At 58.0% G+C, this 19010-nt stretch carries 17 protein-coding genes; 6 read left to right on the top strand and 11 right to left on the bottom strand.

Annotation, left to right across the window (positions count from 1 at the left end):
* The first annotated feature begins 146 nt into the window (after window positions 1-146).
* Together K5E40_RS00350 and K5E40_RS00345 are read left to right on the top strand one after the other, a co-directional pair.
* Window positions 147-1037, top strand: coding sequence for an ATP-binding protein (locus K5E40_RS00350; protein ID WP_221729188.1), 891 nt, complete (start codon window positions 147-149; stop codon window positions 1035-1037).
* Window positions 1034-1516 carry a GAF domain-containing protein gene (locus tag K5E40_RS00345; RefSeq protein ID WP_221729187.1) on the top strand — a complete coding sequence of 161 codons (483 nt, stop codon included), beginning with the start codon at window positions 1034-1036 and terminating at the stop codon, window positions 1514-1516. Before K5E40_RS00350 ends, K5E40_RS00345 begins: the two co-directional genes overlap by 4 nt.
* Here the strand turns inward: K5E40_RS00345 and K5E40_RS00340 are convergent, their stop codons facing one another.
* The 8 genes from K5E40_RS00340 to K5E40_RS00305 form a co-directional block, all read right to left on the bottom strand.
* Entirely contained in the window at window positions 1517-4462 is a 2946-nt protein-coding gene (locus K5E40_RS00340; protein ID WP_221729186.1) for an HD domain-containing phosphohydrolase, read from the bottom strand.
* A gap of 47 nt (window positions 4463-4509) precedes the next feature.
* Complete coding sequence (locus K5E40_RS00335; RefSeq protein ID WP_221729185.1) at window positions 4510-8154, bottom strand: transporter substrate-binding domain-containing protein; 3645 nt, start codon at window positions 8152-8154, stop codon at window positions 4510-4512.
* A gap of 8 nt (window positions 8155-8162) precedes the next feature.
* Window positions 8163-8789, bottom strand: a complete 627-nt coding sequence (locus tag K5E40_RS00330) for a response regulator transcription factor (protein WP_103304761.1) — start codon at window positions 8787-8789, stop codon at window positions 8163-8165.
* A 384-nt stretch (window positions 8790-9173) separates the two neighbouring features.
* A complete protein-coding gene (locus K5E40_RS00325; RefSeq protein ID WP_221729184.1) occupies window positions 9174-10502 on the bottom strand; it encodes a deoxyguanosinetriphosphate triphosphohydrolase in 1329 nt (442 codons plus the stop codon).
* Window positions 10503-10572: 70 nt separating this feature from the next.
* Window positions 10573-11736, bottom strand: a complete 1164-nt coding sequence (locus K5E40_RS00320) for an EAL domain-containing protein (protein WP_221729183.1) — start codon at window positions 11734-11736, stop codon at window positions 10573-10575.
* A 126-nt stretch (window positions 11737-11862) separates the two neighbouring features.
* Window positions 11863-12201 carry a hypothetical protein gene (locus tag K5E40_RS00315; RefSeq protein WP_221729182.1) on the bottom strand — a complete coding sequence of 113 codons (339 nt, stop codon included), beginning with the start codon at window positions 12199-12201 and terminating at the stop codon, window positions 11863-11865.
* Window positions 12198-12584 carry a phage holin family protein gene (locus tag K5E40_RS00310; protein ID WP_221729181.1) on the bottom strand — a complete coding sequence of 129 codons (387 nt, stop codon included), beginning with the start codon at window positions 12582-12584 and terminating at the stop codon, window positions 12198-12200. The genes K5E40_RS00315 and K5E40_RS00310 overlap by 4 nt, the downstream gene beginning before the upstream one ends.
* Window positions 12585-12586: 2 nt before the next feature.
* Window positions 12587-12901, bottom strand: coding sequence for a YqjD family protein (locus K5E40_RS00305; protein ID WP_221729180.1), 315 nt, complete (start codon window positions 12899-12901; stop codon window positions 12587-12589).
* 305 nt (window positions 12902-13206) lie between these two features.
* On the opposite strand from K5E40_RS00305, the gene K5E40_RS00300 reads away from it, so the two are divergent.
* Window positions 13207-14415, top strand: coding sequence for an ammonium transporter (locus K5E40_RS00300; RefSeq protein WP_221729179.1), 1209 nt, complete (start codon window positions 13207-13209; stop codon window positions 14413-14415).
* Here the strand turns inward: K5E40_RS00300 and K5E40_RS00295 are convergent.
* On the bottom strand, window positions 14412-16124 hold the full coding sequence (locus tag K5E40_RS00295) for a monovalent cation:proton antiporter-2 (CPA2) family protein (RefSeq protein ID WP_221729178.1): 1713 nt from the start codon (window positions 16122-16124) through the stop codon (window positions 14412-14414). The two genes, K5E40_RS00300 and K5E40_RS00295, sit on opposite strands and share 4 nt — an antisense overlap.
* Before the next feature lie 208 nt (window positions 16125-16332).
* Between K5E40_RS00295 and K5E40_RS00290 the strand changes: the two genes are divergently transcribed.
* From K5E40_RS00290 to K5E40_RS00280, 3 genes are all read left to right on the top strand, one after another.
* Complete coding sequence (locus K5E40_RS00290; protein WP_221729177.1) at window positions 16333-16569, top strand: glutaredoxin family protein; 237 nt, start codon at window positions 16333-16335, stop codon at window positions 16567-16569.
* Between the two features lie 112 nt (window positions 16570-16681).
* Window positions 16682-16999 carry a transcriptional regulator gene (locus K5E40_RS00285; protein WP_221729176.1) on the top strand — a complete coding sequence of 106 codons (318 nt, stop codon included), beginning with the start codon at window positions 16682-16684 and terminating at the stop codon, window positions 16997-16999.
* Between the two features lie 71 nt (window positions 17000-17070).
* The gene (locus K5E40_RS00280) at window positions 17071-17961 is read left to right on the top strand and encodes a pseudouridine synthase (protein WP_221729175.1); all 891 of its coding nucleotides are present in this window, start codon (window positions 17071-17073) and stop codon (window positions 17959-17961) included.
* A gap of 81 nt (window positions 17962-18042) precedes the next feature.
* On the opposite strand, the gene K5E40_RS00275 is transcribed toward K5E40_RS00280, so the two are convergent.
* Window positions 18043-18264, bottom strand: a complete 222-nt coding sequence (locus K5E40_RS00275; protein ID WP_221729174.1) for a YgdI/YgdR family lipoprotein — start codon at window positions 18262-18264, stop codon at window positions 18043-18045.
* Between the two features lie 78 nt (window positions 18265-18342).
* Window positions 18343-18945 carry a molybdenum cofactor guanylyltransferase MobA gene (gene mobA / locus K5E40_RS00270; RefSeq protein ID WP_221729173.1) on the bottom strand — a complete coding sequence of 201 codons (603 nt, stop codon included), beginning with the start codon at window positions 18943-18945 and terminating at the stop codon, window positions 18343-18345.
* Between the last annotated feature and the right edge of the window lie 65 nt (window positions 18946-19010).

Below are 19010 nucleotides of genomic sequence, written 5' to 3'. Positions count from 1 at the left end.
TTTCCCTTCGCTGCTCAAGCATAGTCGATCATGTACGGATACCGAGGTTCCCGAATCGCCTTGTAACAAGGCTCGGCGCGGGAATTTTGATCTGAGTGTCGTCGCTGGATCGCCATCATCACTGTGAAAGTGTCCGAGGAGAAGACGTGGATTCCCGATTGAATGCTTTTCTTGAACGTGCCGAGTCTGTTCTGGCGCGGATCGAACCGTTGTTGCCGGTCCCTCGTCCCGTCATCGATTGGGGTATTTGCCTGGCTGCGCGCTGGCAGCGTGACGGACGCAGCGGTTTTCTGCTGCCGCTGGAAGTCAGCCTCGACATGCGGCTGTCCGACCTGATCGGTGTTGACCGTCAGCTTGAGCAACTGGGGCGCAACACCCGGCAATTCCTCGACGGCATGCCGGCCAACCACGCTTTGCTCTGGGGCTCGCGCGGCACCGGCAAATCCTCGCTGGTACGCGCGTTGCTCGCCGAGCACGCCAAGGCTGGCCTGCGCCTGATCGAGATCGAGCGCGACCATCTGGCCGACTTGCCGCGTGTGGTCGAGCAGATTGCCAAACTGCCGCAACGTTTTGTGCTGTTCTGCGATGACTTGTCGTTCGAATCCGGTGAAGGTGATTACCGCATTCTCAAAAGCGTGCTTGACGGCTCTCTGGAGCAGGCGCCGGACAACGTCTTGCTGTACGCCACTTCCAATCGCCGTCACCTGGTGCCGGAGAAGGAAAGCGACAACGAGAACTGGAAACGCGTCGACGGCGAGCTGCACCCCAGTGAAGCGGTGGAAGACAAGATCGCGCTGTCGGATCGTTTCGGTCTGTGGCTGTCGTTTTATCCGTTTACCCAAGAACACTTCCTGAATGTTGTCGAACACTGGATCGGCCAGTTGGCCGCCAAGGCTGGCCTGAGCTGGCAGCGCGACGAAGCACTGGACATCCTTGCCGTGCGTTGGGCCACCGGCCGCGGCAATCGCAACGGACGTTGCGCGTACCAATTCGCCCGTTATTGGGTGGGACTGAAATTGTTGGAGCACAAGGCATGATTGATTTGCAACAAAGCGGCCAGGGCCTCGAAGGTTATGGCATGTTGGCCGCGCAACTGGAGTCGCTGCTGGCGGATGAGCGCGATTTTATCGCCAACGCTGCGCAGTTTTCCGCGTTCCTGTTCAACCAGCTCGAGGATCTGAACTGGGCGGGTTTCTACCTCAATCGCCACGAAGAGCTGGTGCTCGGCCCGTTTCAGGGCCAGATCGCTTGCGTGCGTATTCCGTTCGGGCGCGGTGTGTGTGGCGCCGCAGCGGCCACTCGGCAGACCCAGCGGGTTGAAGACGTTCACGCGTTTCCCGGTCATATCGCCTGCGACAGCGCCTCGAACAGTGAACTGGTCGTGCCGCTGGTCAAGGAGGGGCGCCTGATCGGTGTTCTTGACCTCGACAGCCCGAAGCTTGCGCGATTTGGTGCCACCGATCAGACGGGTATCGAGCAACTGGCGGCGATCTTCCTGCGCCTGACCGACTGCTGATCACCCGCCAAGGCCGGCCTTTTGCAACAGGCTGGCCGTATCCACCGCATCAATCTGGTGTGGATCGAGAAAACGTTCGGCGTACTGCATGTACACGCCGTCGTTGATGAATAATCCAAACAACTGCGCATCGATGTGCGCCTCGCGGCACATGGTAGCCATGATCCCCAGGGCCTCGCTCAACGACTTGGCTTTCTTGTAGGGGCGATCAGCCGCAGTGAGTGCCTCGAAAATATCGGCAATCGCCATCATTCTTGCTGGCAGGCTCATCTCTTCGCGCTTCAGGCGTTTCGGGTAACCGGTGCCGTCCATTTTTTCATGATGGCCACCCGCGATTTCGGCAATGCTGTCGAGGTGGCCGGGGAAGGGCAGGTGGCTGAGCATCATGATCGTCTGCACCATGTGGTGATTGATGATGTAGCGCTCTTCGCGGGTCAGTGTTCCGCGCACGATGCTCAGGTTATACAGCTCGCCGCGATTGTATTTGTAGCGCGGCACATCCAGCTTGAAGCCCCATGGATTGTCGTCCGCAATCAACTCGTTTGCGTCGCGTTCAAGTAAATGTTCGGGTTTGTCCGCCAGCAACTTTTCGTGCGCTGGCAAACTCTGCACTGGCGTTTTCGCCTGACGCTTGTTTTCTTCCCATGACACGCCCAAACGGTCATCCAGCGTCCGCACCCATGTGCGTTGGGACAGATCCTGCAGGCGCTGCAGATCCGCTTCGGCCATCGCTTCACTGCCCAGGTTGCAGCGGGCCACAAAGGCAAAGTCTTCGTCCAGTTCGCACAGGGTTGCATCGCGCCGTTCGACCAGTGAGGTTTCGTCTCCACCCAGGGCCAGGGCCTGCCAGTAAATGATCCAGGCATCGCGCTTGAGCACTTCGAAACGGGTGCGGATTTCGTGGATGCGGTCGTTGAGGGTTTCCAGTTTGGTGGCCTTGTCGACCACGTATTCCGGCGTCGTGACCTTGCCGCAGTCGTGCAGCCACGCGGCAATGTGCAAGGCTTCCCATTCATCCTCGGTGGGCTGATAGGCCTTGAAGGCGGGCGCCTGGCTTGCCGCAGCGGCCTGGGCGAGCATCAGGGTCAGCTCCGGCACTCGCTGACAATGCCCGCCGGTATAGGGGCTCTTGGCGTCGATGGCCCCGGCGAGTAACTGAATGAATGCATCGAGCAGTTGTTTCTGTCTGGCTTGCAGGCGTTGGCTCTCGATACTGACAGCAGCGGCACCGGAGACTGCCTGCAAGAAGGCAATGCGGTCGGGTCGCAGTTTTTCGAGGTCGGCCGGGGTGCCGCTGTCGTTGATCAGCAGAATCAGCAGCCCGATGGTTTCGTCGTGGCGGTTGTGCAGGCGGATGCCGATCAGATGGATGCGCGGCGAGGCCATTGCCAGCAAGACTTTCTGCAGATCCCCGGCCTGATCGACACCAATGTTGCTCACCACATTGTCGGCGCTGACCAATTGTTCAAACCATGCGGGGCCCTGGCTTTCGTGCAGGTCGTGCCCCTGAATATCGAACGCCTCCAACGCTTGAGGTGTGCCATTGATCACCAGCCCGTAAGGCTCCATGCGGCTGTCATCATTTTCACGCAGATAGATCAGCCCTGCCTGTGCCTGGGCGATCTGCACCGTTTCGAACAGTACCCGTTGCAGCAGAGGTGCGAACCGGGTTTCGGCCCCCAGGGTGTCGGTAATCCGGAAGAAACTTGCCAAGGTATCTTTCATTCGGGCCATCGACACGCTCAATTGGTCGACTTCAAGTACCGGAGAGCGCCGTGCCAGCGGAAAGTTGAAATCGAAACTGCGGATCGCGTCCGCTTCCTTCACCAGCGCATGCAGCGGTTTGACCAGAATTCGCGAGATCACCCAACCCAATGGCAGGCACAACAACAAGGTGCCCAAGGTGATCAACGCACCTTGCCAGCGCATGCGATAGGCATCGACCAACAGTTCGTCTTCCGGCACGAGCAACGCCAATTGCAAACCTTTCGGGCCGCCTTCCTGAATGCTGCTGCGTGCGACGATCCATTGCCGGCCATTCGCTTCCAGTCGATTGCCTGTGTGTGCACCGGACAGCAGCGCATGGAGGCTCGGGCTCAAGTCGGCCGCCCTGGCCAGATGCGCGGTGCGATCATCGACGATCAGGCGGCTGCTATCGGGATAAGCCACGGCATTGCCGTCGGCATCGAACAGGACAATTTCGGTGGAAGGCGTGACGACATGCTTGCTTAAGGTGGCAGACAGGGCGGCCAATGTCAGGTCGGCGCCAATCACCGCATTCTCGCCACTGCGTCGGGCCAGCGTGGTGCCGACATTGAGGGTGGAGAAAAACACATAGGGTTCGGTGGTGATCTGCTCGGTTTGCTGGCGGGCGTCGAGGAACCAGGCGCGGCTGCGCGGATCGTAGGCGTCTTCGGTATTGTCCTGGCGGCTGATTGGCGTCAGGGCGAGGTCGAAGAACAGCGATTGCGAATGCATCTTGCCCTGCTGGTCATGCTCGATGCTCCAGACCTGATACGCCGCCGCTTCCGGAGCCTTGAGCAGTGTCTTCAAGGCAGTGGTGCGTAGCGGGCGGACCATGAAAAAATCGCCATTGGCATAACCCAGATAGAGCGAGGCCAGGTTCGGGTTGTCTGTGAGCGACTGGCTGAACGGTCTGAGCAGCGGCAAGCGTTGATCAAGACGCGTGGCCTGTGTGGCGGGATTGTCCGCCAGCAGGCTCAACAGGTGCCGGATTGGCTGATAGGTCGCGGACATGTCCAGGCGCACGTCCTGTTCGATCCTGTTGAACAGCTTTTCACTGCTCGACAGGATGATCTGCGTCGTCTGGCGATAATTGAACAGTCCCAGTACCACGCCCGTGAGCAACAGGAGAAACGTGAACATGACACTGATGTGCACGTGCAGCGGGAACCGGCGTTGTTCCGGGCGCAGTGGGCTGGGCATTTCCGGTTCTCCTTGATGGTTAACTCACTGCTCAGCGCCAAGCATAGTTAAGGCACGCTCATTGTGCCTTGATCGGACAACGCTAATTGTTGTTGCAAGGCTTGTTCCAGTTCGAGTATTGCCCGGTTGCTCGCTTCGCAACGGCGGGCGATCTCGTCCGTTGCCAATGCCTGCGCGCAGGCCTGTTCAAGGGCATCACAGCATTCGATTACGCGCGTTGCCTGAGCGATGCGCGCGGCGCCTTTGATCTTGTGAGCGACCACCGCCAAGGCTCCGGGATTGTCTTGCGGCGACAACGCGAGCAGTTCCTGTCGGTCGAGACGGCTGCTTTTGAGCAGTTCAACCAGCAGCCGCCGAGCCTGTGCAGGATTGCCGCCGGTCAACATGTTCAGACTTTGCAGGTTGAATGCAGGGGGGGGTGAAACCGGGACGATGTCATCGAGCCACTGGCTGAGCAGACTCAGGCTCAGGGGTTTGAACAGGCAATCGTTCATGCCGGCCTGTTTGCAACGTTGTATCTCCTCGGGTTGTGCATTGGCGGTGAAGCCCAGCACCGTGCAGGGTGGGCAGCGGCTCTGCAGCTCTTGCTGGCGAATGGCGCGGGTCAGTTCATAGCCATTCATCAGGGGCATGTTGCAGTCAACAATCACCAGGTCGAACCCGCCATCCTTCCACAGTTCAAGTCCGCAGCGACCGTTCTCGGCGATGCTGAAGTGATGACCGAGGAACTCCAGTTGCTGACACATCAACAAGCGGTTGGCAGGGTGATCGTCCACCACAAGTACGCGCAGGGGCGCCAGCGAAGTTTTGACAGGGGGGTCACTTCGGGCCGTACTCACCTGGGCCAGCAAGGTTTCCAGCGGCAAGGAAATGCATACCTGAGTGCCGATACCGGGCTGGCTGCTCAATTGCAGTTGTCCGCCCATCATTTCGCACAGATTGCGACTGATGACCAGGCCCAGACCTGCGCCGCTTCTGGCCTGCTGATGGCTGTTCTCCGCCTGGGCAAAGGGTGCGAACAAACGCTGCTGATCCTCGGCACTGATACCGACGCCGCTGTCCTGTACGGTCAGTTGCATCAGCGCACGAGCCGGCACCTCCGTGCTCATGAGGTCAAGGGTGATCCTGATATGTCCTCGCTCGGTGAACTTGATGGCGTTGCTGACCAGATTGGACAGCACTTGCTTGAAGCGCAGTGGGTCCAGGTGCACGTCGACCGCCAGATCCGGCGGATTGAAGATGATTTGCAGGGCGAGATTTTTCTGCCGGGCGAGGCCGTCGAAAATTCTGGCAACAGACGCCACCGTGTCGACCAGATTGACCCGTTCCGGACAAAGGCTCAGGCGTCCGGATTCGATCCGTGCGATGTCGAGAATGTCGCCGATCAAGCCCAACAGATCCTTGGCCGAATGGTAGGCGGTGTCGATCGATGAACGGTCCGGATGCTGTTGATCCATGCGTTTGAGCGTCAGTTCGAGCATACCGATCACAGCATTCATCGGTGTGCGGATCTCGTGACTCATGGTGGCAAGAAAAGTGCTCTTGGCACGGTTCGCCTCATCTGCCTGCTCTTTGGCGGTGCGCAACTCGTCGAACAGTTGGCGACGCTCGCTGATGTCGATCCAGCCACCGATTATGCCTTTTACTTCGCCGCTGGAGTCGCGATACGGGATGATCCAGTGATAGATCGTCAGCCGGCGGTTACCGATGTGCAGGGGACGATCCAGTAACTGGGGAATGCCTTCGTTCACTACGCGCTGGTAATCGGCTTGAAACGCCTGCGCTTCGAAGGCGTTGCTCAGAGTGCCTTGCATGACGCTTTTGCCGATAACGTCCTCGCGTCTGGCATTGAACACTTCGAGGTAGCTGTCGTTGCAGCTTTGCAACAGACCTTTGCGGTCGCGAACGTAGATCGGGTGTGGTGTGCCGTTGACCAGTGAGCTCATGAACTCGAACTGGTCGCTCAAGGCTCGCTCGGCTGCCTGGCGCTGTTTGATCTGGTGTCGCATGTAGGCGTTCCAGGCCAGCAGGAGCAGCAGGACCAGACAGGCTCCTGTGATCACTTGATAGAACAGGCGCTGATAGTTGCGCCAGATGTTCTGCGAGGCGCTGGAGTAACCGCGCCACCGGCCGTTGATCACGCCGAGCTCTTCGGGGGCAATGCTCAGCAACGCTTTGTTGATGATCGAACCCAGTTCCTTGTTATCACGGGCTGTTGCCAGGGAGAACGCTGCCTGACCGGTGCCGATGGTGGTGGTGATTTGCAACGCGCGTTCGAAGATCCGCGAAGAAATGAAGTAGTTGGCGATCACCAATGAATTCACCGCGCCGTCAACGTGACCTTCGGCGAGTAGCGAGACGGCGCTGAATGTATCTTCTGTTTCGATCAACTGGATACGTGGGAACTCGCGTCGCAAATACTCGACCATCGGATTGCCTTGGGCAATCGCTAGCCGCTTGTCTTTGAGCTGACCCAGATTGGATGGGCTGTCAGCGCTTTTGCGTGTCAGCAAGACGTAAGAGTTTTCCAGATAGGGCCGACTGAAGTTCAGGGTTTTTTCCCTCTCGGCAGTTGGTAGTAGTGCTGCTATGAGATCGGCCTTATGGCTGTCGATCTGTTTGATCATCTGCGCGTCGTTACGGCTGCGATGGATCTCGAAGCGCAGGCCGGTGCGCAGGCGGATCAGTTCGAGAAGGTCTGCGCTGATTCCTCGAAAATTGCCGTCGCCGTCGAAGAAGGTCAGCGGCGCGTATGCTTCATTCACCACCACACTCACCACGGGATGCTGTTTGAGCCATGTTTCTTCGCGTCTGGTCAATTGCAGCTTCTGATCGGTGAGGAGCAGGTCGCTGCCTGCGCTCCAGCGCTTGGCGATGTTGTCCCGTTCGCTGCGTGGAACCGCTTTGAGCACGGCGTCGATGATGCCCAGCAATTGCGGATTGTTACGCCGTACGGCGAAGCTGAATCCGAGGGCTTCCTGCTTGCCGAAATTGGCCATGCGGACGTTGTTCAGGTGGCCCTTGTTGATCATGTAATGGGTGGAAAGCGTGTCACCGAGAAATACATCGGCCTGATCGAACGCGACGGCGTTGATCGCGTTTTGATAGGAGGGGTAGCAGGTAATGAGCGCTTTGGGATAAAGCATCTTGACGTCAGGGGGCGGCAAGTAGTGATACACCATGCTCAGTCGCAGGCCTGCCAGGCCTTCGGTCAGGGAGCGGTTTTCGTCTTCGCGGGTAACGAGCACTGGCTGATCAATTGCGTACGGTTCGGATAGCGTGATGTCGGCATTACTGGCTTCGAACCCGTTCGCCGTACCCAGCAGGTCAACCTGGCCGTCGATGAGCGCGTGAATCGCGGCCTCCCGGGAGGGAAAGCGTTTGACCCGGATCGGCAAACCGATGGTTTGACTGAGAAGCCCCGCATAGTCGGCGGTCAGCCCCTCGTAATCGCGACCGCTGGCGGTCATGTCGAAGGGGGGGTAATCGGGAGCGGAGGTGCCCAGTACCAACTCGCTACGGGTTTGCAGCCACTGTCGTTGAGACTGTTCGAGTGCCACTGGCACCGATTCGCTCGCCGAGCGGCTGAGCAAGTTATAGTCCGGTGAATCAAAAGGCATGGCGAACACATTGCTGCTCAAGAACAGACCGGCACTCAACGTAATTAAATAGTCTTTTAAACGACTGGGCATGCTGGCTCTCACACGAGTGCGTTACGTTTGGCCATCTCGATAAGCTCTACAAGGGACTTGGCTTTGAGTTTCTGCATAAGGCGTTTTTTGTAGGTGCTGACGGTTTTATTGCTGAGAAACATGCCTTTGGCTATTTCCTTGTTGGTGCGTCCTTGGGCAAACAGTTGCAATACCATCAACTCGCGATCGTTGACGGACTTGAAGAGTTCCAGTTCTGTATAACGAATATCGTCGCTGCGAACCGGATTCAACGCTTGGCTGGGGAAATAGTTGTAACCGGAAAGTACCGCCTTTATAGCACTGACCAATTCGCTTAGGTCTTCCTGTTTACATACATAGCCCGACGCACCGGATTGCATGCAGCGAATTCCGAATAAAGTCGGGCATTGCGCGGTCAGTACCAGGGTTTTCAACGGCGAACTCATGGCGTTGAATCGCGCCAGTACCTCCAGACCGTCGAGTTTTGGGATGCTGATGTCGAGAATGATCAGGTCCGGCATGCACTCGCGCACCATCTGCATGGCATCGACCCCATTGTCGGTCTCTCCGACGACCTTATAACCTTCATGTTCCAGCAGCATGCGAACGGCGAGACGGATGACCGGGTGATCGTCGACAATAAAAACGGAGTTCATAATCAAATCCCATACAAGCACGAATAAAGCGCGCACCTTAGCCCAGATAGATGAAGGCTCGCATGAAGTGACTTGGCTTCAGTCGCGTTATCGGATTATTCCTACAGTTAATGAGGAAAGGTACTACGGTCGAACTAGGTTGGGCGTAAGGATGTACAGGAATTGCAGTGGCTTATAGTTCGGCTTGAATGTTTTGCAAGTGCTGGTTGTTAATGGTTTTTTATAGGTGTTTAAGTGTGCTGATTCGTGGCTTGTTTGTTTTTGTTTGTTTTGCCGTTACGTCGCGCCATAAAACTGCTGAATGTGCCCGTCTCATAAGCGATTGAGCAGAGAAAGTGATCGCCAGACATTCAGCCGGCTGAATGCCGACCGAATGGGGCCGAATCAGCGACTGGAGCGACCGGTCATCTCCAGCGCCATTTCGCTGGCGTAGCTGTCGGTCATGCCTGCAATGAAATCGATCATGCGTAAAAATGAAGTGTGCAACGAACCCTGCGGATCCGGTGCGTTATTGCCCAGCAAATCGAGAATACGTCGACTCTTGAACGACGGCGTGCGCCCGTTGTGTTGTTCCAGTGCAGCACCGCAGAACGAGTTGAGTAGAATCTCCAGCGTCGTGTAGGCGCCGATTTCGTGCAGGGTTTTGCGTTTGTCCTGAAAGATCTTCTTGCGGGCAATGTCCTTGGCGTTCAATACACAGCGCTTGGCCGGGCCGTGCATGTGCTCGACCAGATCGCCGTGCAACGTGCCGGCGAGCAGTGCGTCCTGTTGCTCGACAAAGGCCCGCGCCGCCGCGTTGGTCAAATGCTCGATGGCCTTGCCACGCAGGATTGCCAGTTTGCGTCGACGCGAATCCTGCGGGCCAAGCTGACGATAGGTTTCCGGCAGATCATCACCCACCAGTCCGAGCAGCAGCGATTCGACTTCGGCGTATTCCAGCAACTCCATCTCAAGACCGTCTTCGAGGTCGATCAGGGCATAGCAGATGTCGTCGGCGGCTTCCATCAGGTACACCAACGGATGGCGCGCCCAGCGCTGGTCTTCCAGTTGCGGCAGTCCAAGCTTGTGAGCGATCTGTTCGAGCAGTGGCAACTCGCTCTGATAGCAACCGAATTTGTGTTTTTTGTATCCAAGGGAGTCAGCGTGACGGGCTGTCCACGGGTATTTCAGATACGTGCCAAGCGTGGCGTAGGTCAGGCGGGTGCCGCCGTCGAACTGATGGTACTCAAGCTGCGTGAGCACCCGGAAACCCTGGGCATTGCCTTCAAAATTGAGGAAGTCGGCGCGTTCGGCTTCACTCATGCCATCAAGCCAGCCACGCCCGGCCGCCTGTTGAAACCAGTGGCGAATGGCATCTTCACCTGAATGGCCAAACGGCGGGTTGCCGATGTCGTGAGCCAGACAAGCCGATTGCACGACCATCCCCAGGTCGGCGGGATCGCACCAATCGGGAAGGGCATTGCGCAGGGTTTCACCGACGCGCATGCCCAACGAACGGCCGACGCAACTGACTTCCAGTGAATGGGTCAGGCGCGTGTGGATGTGGTCGTTGCTCGACACCGGATGCACTTGGGTCTTGCGACCCAAGCGGCGGAAGGCGCCGGAGAAAATGATGCGGTCATGGTCTTTATGGAAAGGGCTGCGGCCGAGCTCTTGCGGGCTGTGCAGGGGCTTTCCGAGGCGTTCGCGGTTGAGCAGGGTGTGCCAATCCAAGGCTGATTCTCTCCGTCTGGTGACTGAATTGCCCTAGCTTCCCGGTTCACGGCGGCACCTGCAAGCGGAACTACAGCCCCGCCGCATCGATGTCGATCAACAGCAACCGTTCGCCGTTGTCGAAAAACTGTCCGGCCGTCAGGCAATACTGGTTGCTGGTGGCATCGCGGTAGGTGTTGGACAGGGTCAGGCGCCTTTCCTCCCAGCCTTCGGCGAGCAAATGGTAGAAGTACGGGCGCCATGACCAGTTGTGCCCCAGATAACGGTTATCGGCGACCCAGCCGTTGTTGCGCCATTCCAGATTGGGAGTCAGTTGCGTGCCGTGACGGTCGCATTGATAAAACCGCAGCAGCCATGGGAAGGCCTCCAGTTGTGGCAATGCACTGAGTGGCGCGTGAGCCTGAGCCCAGTTTTGCAGGATTGCCATTAATTCACTGAGTTGCTTGCGCATCTGCATCAACCGTCCGCGTTCGGCGAGTTTCTGTCGAACGTACCGCTGGCGTAGCTCGGCAAAACGTTGCACAAAAGCGTCTGTCGGATAGAAGGCTTCCTGGGCCCGGGCGAACAGAAAACCCTGCACGTAACGTGAACCGCACTCGAGGGCGAAATTCAGTTGGGCTTCGGTCTCGACACCTTCGGCGATGATCCAGCAGCCGGTTTTCTCGGCCATTTGTGCAAGCGCTTTCACAACATCACTGCTCGGGCCGCCTAGGGCGGCGGCCTGAAATAAACGCATGTCGAGTTTGAGGATATCCGGTTGCAACGCCAGCACTCGATCAAGTTGCGAATAACCGGCGCCAAAGTCATCGATGGCAATCCGCGCACCGGCCTGGCGATAGCGCGCGACCACTTCGGCAAGGCGCTCACCATTGCCCCCCAATTCGGTGATTTCGAACACGATACGTTGCGGATCAACATTATGGCGTGCCAGTTGTTTAAGGCTGGGTAGCGCTTGATCGGAGCGCAGTCGACTGATCCAGCGCGGCGACATGTTCAGGCTGAGAAACCAGTCAGCCGGGGCTTCATGCAAGCGACTCAGGGCGTTGTCACGAATCTGCCGATCAAGGCGGCGCAGCGCGATGGCAGGCGTGCGGCTGTCGGCGAACAATGGCCCGACCGAGGTCAGTTGACCGTCAGCCTGACGCAGGCGTCCTAACGCTTCGACGCCTGCTATGCGTCCGGTGGCCGTGTCGATGAAAGGCTGAAAGCAGGCGAGCGGTTGCCCGTCGATCACGGGGCCTCCTTAGTCGTTCTTGTTCTGGTTGGACCCCGTCTACCGGGTAGGCGCGAGAGGATTGAACCTCCGGATACAGGAGGTTCATCTCGCGGCTATTGCAAGAATGTAGCCAGATGCGTCCGTTCAGCGTTTGCCCGAACCCTGCATCACCAGTTTGATCAGCGGCCCAAGGCTGGTGCCCAGACGAATCAATCGGGTCAGCCCCCCGACGCCGCCGCTTTTCGCGCCTTTGCCGGTAATAAAGCCCAGCAGTGTGACAGCCGCCACGCCCCACAGCGGCGCGTGCTTGATGCCCAAGCCACCCTGCAGGTTTTGTGTCATGCCGCGCATCCGCTGCAGGGGCTGCATCACCTGACCGGCTTCATGGCGGATTTCCTGCCGGTGCATTTCCATACGAAGGCGGATAAGCGCTTTGCGCATTTCCCGGCGTGAGCTGTTATGAGGAAGTTCAGGCAGGCTCATGGCAGCAGGCGCTCCCGGTCATTGGCCAGCTCTTCGAGCGTGCCGTGGAAGGGCGAGGATTCATCGAAGATCGCAGCCTTGAGGCGCAAGCCACAGAAGATTGCCGCCAAGGTGTAGAACACGCACAGGCCGATGATCGCCGGGAGACGGTAGGTGTCCCAGAACACAATCAACACCAATGTCGACAAACCGACCAGCAACAGCAGGGCAAACACCAACGCCAGGCCCGCAAAGAGCAACAGGCTAACGGTGCGTGCTTTCTGCTCTTGCAATTCGATGCCGAACAGCTCGACATGACTGTGCAACAAGCCAAGGACGGCAGCGCCCAAACGCCGCGTGGAGGAGGCGGTGCCCGCAGTCGGGCCGGATTCACCGATCGACATGATCAGCGCCGAGTGGCCAGCAGGCCGATCAGGAAGCCGACGCCTGCCGCGATACCAACGGACTGCCAAGGGTTGGCCGATACGTAATCTTCCGTGGCAGTGACAGCGGCCTGACTACGATCGCGCAGAGTGTCTTCGGTCAGTTTCAGGGTTTCCCTTGCACGCAGCAGACTGTCGTGGATCTGATCACGCAGTTCATCGGCCTGATCGCCCGCCAGACTGGCGGTGTGCTCGAGCAACCGTTCGGTGTCGGCGACTAATGTCTGGAAGTCGTTGATCAGGATTTCTTGAGCAGTCTTTGCCTTGATGCTGGCCATGGTGGATCTCCGTAGGTGGCGTCTGAATCGTTCGAGTATGAGCCCTGCGCGAAGGTTCAGTACAAATGACTGGTACAACTTTTGCTGTGTCGTGGTGCGTCGCCCAGCTGTCGTGCGCGGTTGCTGGGCACGCAAGCAGAAAAACCCTAATTCCAACAATCCATGTTCGTGTCAGGACATCGACCTTGTGCGCCAAGGTGGTTCATCAGCCCCTAGGGTTAATGACGGCTTGGTCGCAACTTGGTGCATGAAATGCCCGCATGAACTGCTTTGGTGCCTTTTTAAGCCCTCAGGTCTGCCTCTTTATGGAAAATCTGCAAAGCGCTGTGGACACGCTGGTTCACAGCTCCAATACGTTGTTCATTTTGATCGGTGCGGTGATGGTGCTGGCAATGCACGCCGGTTTCGCTTTTCTGGAGGTCGGTACGGTCCGCCAGAAAAACCAGGTCAACGCATTGTCGAAAATTCTCAGCGATTTCGCCGTCTCGACCCTGGCCTATTTCTTTATAGGCTACTGGATTTCTTACGGTGTGACCTTCATGCAACCGGCGGCGGTGTTGAGCGCCGATCATGGTTATGGGCTGGTGAAGTTTTTCTTCCTGCTGACTTTTGCAGCGGCGATTCCGGCGATCATTTCCGGCGGCATTGCCGAGCGAGCACGCTTTGTTCCGCAATTGTGCGCCACGGCGCTGATCGTGGCATTCATCTATCCGTTTTTCGAAGGGATGATCTGGAACGGCAACTATGGCCTGCAAGCCTGGCTGACGGCGCAGTTCGGTTCGCCGTTCCATGACTTCGCCGGTTCTGTGGTGGTGCATGCCATGGGCGGCTGGCTGGCGCTGGCGGCGGTGTTGTTGCTCGGCCCGCGCAACGGGCGTTATCGCGAAGGGCGACTGGTGGCCTTCGCGCCGTCGAGCATCCCGTTTCTGGCATTGGGCTCGTGGATCCTGATTGTTGGCTGGTTCGGCTTTAACGTGATGAGCGCGCAAACGCTGCAAGGGGTCAGTGGTCTGGTGGCCGTCAACTCGTTGATGGCGATGGTCGGTGGCACCGTGGCGGCATTGATCGTCGGACGCAATGACCCGGGTTTTCTGCATAACGGCCCGTTGGCCGGGTTGGTGGCGATCTGCGCAGGCTCTGATCTGATGCATCCGGTCGGCGCGCTGATAACCGGGGCCATTGCCGGTGCACTGTTTGTCTGGTGCTTTACCGCTGCGCAGGTCAAATGGCGCATTGACGATGTGTTGGGTGTGTGGCCATTGCACGGTTTGTGCGGCGTTTGGGGTGGGATTGCGTGCGGGATCTTCGGCCAGACAGCGCTCGGCGGTCTCGGTGGCGTGAGTCTGATCAGCCAATTGATTGGCTCCGCACTCGGCGTTGCAGTGGCGCTGATTGGTGGTTTCGCCGTGTACGGTGTGATCAAGGCATTGCATGGGCTGCGCCTGAGTCAGGAACAGGAGTATTACGGCGCCGACCTGTCATTGCACAAGATCGGCGCGGTGAGTCAGGACTAAGTTTCCTCATGGTCGGCACCGGGGTAAAAACCGTGCAGCAGGCGATAGCGATCAATGCGTACCAGATCGACTTTTTCCTGTACCTGATGCGCCGGCAAACCGAGCATGATCAAGGCGTGCGAGGCCAGCATCAGGCTCGATTCCAACAGTTCCGGCACCACTTCGGTGGCGCCGGCGGCTTTCAATTCGGCCCATTGACTGTCGTCGCGGGTGCGCACCAGAGTCGGTACATGTGCGTTGAGCCGGCGGGCTTCCTTGAGGATGCGCAGGGCGACATCGCTCTGATCCACCGCGATCACCAGCAGCCTTGCGCGAAGCAGGCCGACGGCGGTCAGGAGATCTGCGCGTGAGCAATCGCCATAATGCACGTCACTTTCCCCGGTTGCGGCTTCCTGTACCCGCACCGGGTCGTTGTCCAAGGCAATGTAGGGTTGCTGCGCGTTGCGCATGAAGCGGCCGATCGATTGACCGACGCGGCCGTATCCACAAATAACCACATGCTTGTCGAGTTCGGCGTTGAGCGCGCTGATCTCCTCGATCTGTGCTTCCTGGTTGGGTTTGCGATGCAGGGCCGCAGCGATGCGTGGAGCAGCCCGCAGCAACAGTGGTGTCAGTAGCATCGAGCAGAAGGTTGCCGCGAGCAGCATCGCCCCCAATTCCTCGGGCATCAGGCTGTTTTGTTGCATTTGCGCCATCAGTGCGAAACAGAATTCGCCGCCCTGGGCCAGGGCCAGACCGCTGCGCCACGCGGTTTCGCTGTCACTGCCGCGCCACTTCACCAGAAGCGCCACAACTATGCCCTTGATGACCATCAATCCGAGTGTGAGGCCGAGAATCAACAGGCTGTGGCTGACGAACAATTGCAGATCGATCAGCATGCCGATGCTGACGAAAAATACCCCGAGCAGAATGTCGCGGAAGGGCCGGATATCGGCCTCGATCTGATGCCGATAGTGGCTTTCACCCAGCAACATGCCGGCGAGGAAGGCGCCAAGTGCAGGGGACAGACCCAGCAGATGAGTCAGCCATGCAGTCAGTAGCACAATTACCAGCGCCAACAGCACAAACAACTCTGCAGAGCGCGAAGCGGCCACTTCTTGGAACAGCCGAGGCAGCAACCAGCGACTGGCGAACAGCAGGCCGACAAACAGCACCCCGGTTTTCGCCAGGGTCAGCGGCAATGCCCAATACCATGCTTGATCGCTGCTGCCGGCGAACACCGGCACCAGCGTCAGCAGCAAAACGGCGACAACGTCCTGAAACAGCAATACGCCGACTGCATTCTGGCCGTGGCTGCTGAATACCTCGCCGAGGCTGCCGAGCTCTTTGGTCACGATCGCCGTGGACGACAATGACAGTCCGGCGCCGAGCAGCAGCGCTGGAGTCATCGGCATGCCCAGCAGCATCAGCAGCAGACCCAACAGCGCTGCGCTGATCAGCACCTGCTGGCTGCCCAGGCGAAACACCACCTGGCGCAACGCAATCATCTTCGACAGGGAAAACTCCAGGCCCAGCGAAAACAGCAGAAACACGACGCCCAGTTCGGCCACGTCTGGCAGGTGTTCACTCTCGTTGACCCAGTCGAATGCGCTCGGCCCGACCAGCAGCCCCACGCACAGGTAACCCAGCACCGGCGGTAGCCGCAGACGACGGAACAGGGCAATCATCACGAGGGATGAGGCGAGGATGATCAACAGGTTGGCAAACACTAGGCACTCCGATGTCAGGCTCTGGCTTCTCAAGCGTAGAGGCAAAAAGAGCGGGAGCATCGCGTAATTGGTTATTGCGTGAACTGATTTGCGTCAGGGTTTTGCGAGTGAAGCGCCAAAGAGGCGCTGAAGCCTTTGGGCGGTGGTGGCTCGACGGGTTTCCAGGGGAGGCCTAGAATAATTTCATTAAATTTTTGGTTGAGTAACCATGCCTCCTGAATGTCAGTTGTTCGGCACCCTGGGGTGTCATTTGTGTGAAGTCGCTGAAGCCGAATTGATGCCCTTTGTCGAGCACGGCCTGCTTGTCGAACTGGTGGATATCGCTGAGGACGAGCGCTGGTTTGAGGCCTATAGCCTGCGGATTCCGGTGCTGCGCCGAGTCGACACCGGTGCGGAACTGGGCTGGCCGTTCAGTGCCGATGAGGTCGCGGCGTTCCTTGGTTGAGGAGCTTTGCCGGATTATCCCGCTGGTCGCCGATGCGAATCCATCCCTTGGCACTTCACGATTTATTCGGTTACTGTATGGGCATACAGTAATTGGGTCAGAGGGACGAACCGTGGTCAATGTCGAACAGTTGAAGAACAGCGTGAACCGGATGTCGGTTGACGTGGTGCGCGAGGCCGTTCTCGAATTGCGCCTTGACGGACTGGTCACGGAAGGCAAGACGCCATTCAATAAACTGCATTTCAACACTTGTTTTGCCGAGATTGAGGCCTTGTTTCAGCGCGCCGGTTACCACAAGCAATTGGATGTGGTTGGCTATCAGGGTTTGCTCTACGCCTTGTATGACCCGGGTCGCTGGGAGGCTGTCGATGTGTTGCGCTGGCTCAAGGAATTCACCGAGGCAGCGGCACTCAAGTTGATTCCTGCCTGAGGATTCTGCGCTAGGTTCGCTTCCTTCATTGCTGGATAATGCCAGCCTGCCTTGAGGGTCCGAATTTCCGTATGTCCATATCTACATTCTCTGCTGCGCAAAATCAGGCCAGCACGCTTTATCTGCCGCTCGGTAAGTGGCTGACCGTACTCGATTGTCTGTGCGAGCATTTCAGCGCCATTGGTCGCGAGCAATGGCTGGACCGAATCGCCCGGGGGCGGGTACTCGATGGTCATGGGCAGCCAATAGCGGTGGACTTGCCCTACAAGGAAGGCTTGCGGATTCACTATTTTCGCGAAGTGCCGGACGAAAAACCGATCCCGGTGGTCGAGTCGATTCTCTATGCCGATGAGCACTTGGTGGTGGCTGACAAACCTCACTTCCTTCCGGTTACGCCGGCCGGCGAGTATGTCGAGCAAACCTTGCTGCGCCGGCTGATCCGGCGTCTGGATAATCCCCATCTGGTGCCATTGCACCGTATCGACCGGCATACGGCGGGGCTGGTGATTTTTTCGGCCAATCCACAAACCCGCTCGGCGTATCAGTCGCTATTTCCGACGCGGCAGATAGACAAACGCTACGAAGCCATTGCCCCTGCCTTACCTGAACTGAATTTCCCGTTGGTGCATGAAAGCCGCCTGATCGATGGTGAACCGTTTTTCCGCATGCAGGAGGGGCCGGGAGTCAGTAACACCGAAACGGCTGTCGAGGTTCGGGAGAAGAATGGCGATCTCTGGCGCTATGGCCTGTTTCCGGTGACCGGCAAGAAACATCAGCTGCGTGTCCACATGACCGCGCTGGGGGCAAGTATCTGCAACGATCCGTTTTACCCGGATGCGCTAAAAGACGTTGAGGACGACTATGCCAATCCGCTGAAGCTCTTGGCGCAAGGACTTCGTTTTATCGACCCGGTAACAGGTGAGGAGCGCGAGTTCGAGAGTCGTATCACCCTGCAATGGTGATGCCGTCCGTACTTTTTGAGTGTTCATGAAAAAGCCCGCATGGAAATGCGGGCTTTTCTGTATCCGTTGTCGACGTGGAGCTTACAGCTCTTTAACGGTACGAACCTGATCCTTGTTGAGGCGGGTTTCTTTACCGTCCAGCTGTTTGAACTCGTAGAAACCTGAATCTTCATCGTATTGCGGGGTGTCGACGGCCTGGATTTCGCGACCGTCATTCAAGGTGATCACTGTTGGCGACGAGCAACCGGCAAGGGTAGCGAGGCCCAGTGCGAGCATGAAAGTGGCGAGGGTCCGTTGAGTCATGAGTGTGTCTCCGAATGTGAATTCTTTTGGTTACTGAGCTTGAGACGTACACAAGACGTCAGAGTTCCTTCGATAGTGTCAGTCTGACACGGTGTTGTGCGAATTTAACAGGTCCAGGGTGTTCAGGTTAGCCAGTCGCGGGTCGTTGTCGGGGCATTGCAGGGCGGTGGCGCCCAAGCTGCGCATCACTCGGCCAGGGCTGCGTTCACCGGCGCCCCAGGCGTCTTCGAAGGCTGGTAAAAGTGCGGCCGGAATCACGCAGAGCAAAGGTTCCCAGTGTTTGCCGTGGCGCAACATTAAAGGTTTGTCAGGATTCTGGTTGGCGGTTTCGCGCATGTCGTGCAGCAGTGCTGCGTCGATACTCGGGACATCGCATGGCAATACCAGTAGGTAAGGATGGCTTGCGGCTTTCAGGCCAGCACGAATGCCCGCCAATGGTCCTGGAAAGTCGCTCTCGTCGTCCATCACCAATTGATCGGCGAACAGCGCATAACGCTCGCGATTGCGATTGCAGGAGATGATCAGGTCATCAGTCAGTGGGCGAGTCTTGCGCTGCAAATGTGCGATCAGCGGTTCGCTCTGCCACTCCACCAGACCTTTGTCCTGACCGCCCATGCGCTGGCCGCGTCCGCCTGCCAGGAGAAGAATGGAGCAGGGCGGCAGTTGCGTCTTCAAGGTCATGGCTGCTCTCCAGAGGGGCGGCAAAAAAAGGGGGCGCTGTGATATAACACCAGGCTGTTTCCCCT

Source organism: Pseudomonas baetica, assembly GCF_019733355.1.
In the GTDB taxonomy this organism is placed as follows: domain Bacteria; phylum Pseudomonadota; class Gammaproteobacteria; order Pseudomonadales; family Pseudomonadaceae; genus Aquipseudomonas; species Aquipseudomonas baetica_A.
Note: the sequence above shows the minus strand (reverse complement) of the source record. Positions and strands in the feature narration are given on the sequence as shown.

Coding starts and splice junctions, on each gene's coding strand:
- K5E40_RS00330 (WP_103304761.1), bottom strand. CDS start 8,789: ATGAACTCCGTTTTTATTGTCGACGATCACCCGGTCATCCGTCTCGCC.
- K5E40_RS00305 (WP_221729180.1), bottom strand. CDS start 12,901: ATGGCCAGCATCAAGGCAAAGACTGCTCAAGAAATCCTGATCAACGAC.
- K5E40_RS00290 (WP_221729177.1), top strand. CDS start 16,333: ATGCCTCCTGAATGTCAGTTGTTCGGCACCCTGGGGTGTCATTTGTGT.
- K5E40_RS00280 (WP_221729175.1), top strand. CDS start 17,071: ATGTCCATATCTACATTCTCTGCTGCGCAAAATCAGGCCAGCACGCTT.
- K5E40_RS00310 (WP_221729181.1), bottom strand. CDS start 12,584: ATGTCGATCGGTGAATCCGGCCCGACTGCGGGCACCGCCTCCTCCACG.
- K5E40_RS00315 (WP_221729182.1), bottom strand. CDS start 12,201: ATGAGCCTGCCTGAACTTCCTCATAACAGCTCACGCCGGGAAATGCGC.
- K5E40_RS00300 (WP_221729179.1), top strand. CDS start 13,207: ATGGAAAATCTGCAAAGCGCTGTGGACACGCTGGTTCACAGCTCCAAT.
- K5E40_RS00345 (WP_221729187.1), top strand. CDS start 1,034: ATGATTGATTTGCAACAAAGCGGCCAGGGCCTCGAAGGTTATGGCATG.
- K5E40_RS00340 (WP_221729186.1), bottom strand. CDS start 4,462: ATGCCCAGCCCACTGCGCCCGGAACAACGCCGGTTCCCGCTGCACGTG.
- mobA (WP_221729173.1), bottom strand. CDS start 18,945: ATGACCTTGAAGACGCAACTGCCGCCCTGCTCCATTCTTCTCCTGGCA.
- K5E40_RS00335 (WP_221729185.1), bottom strand. CDS start 8,154: ATGCCCAGTCGTTTAAAAGACTATTTAATTACGTTGAGTGCCGGTCTG.
- K5E40_RS00275 (WP_221729174.1), bottom strand. CDS start 18,264: ATGACTCAACGGACCCTCGCCACTTTCATGCTCGCACTGGGCCTCGCT.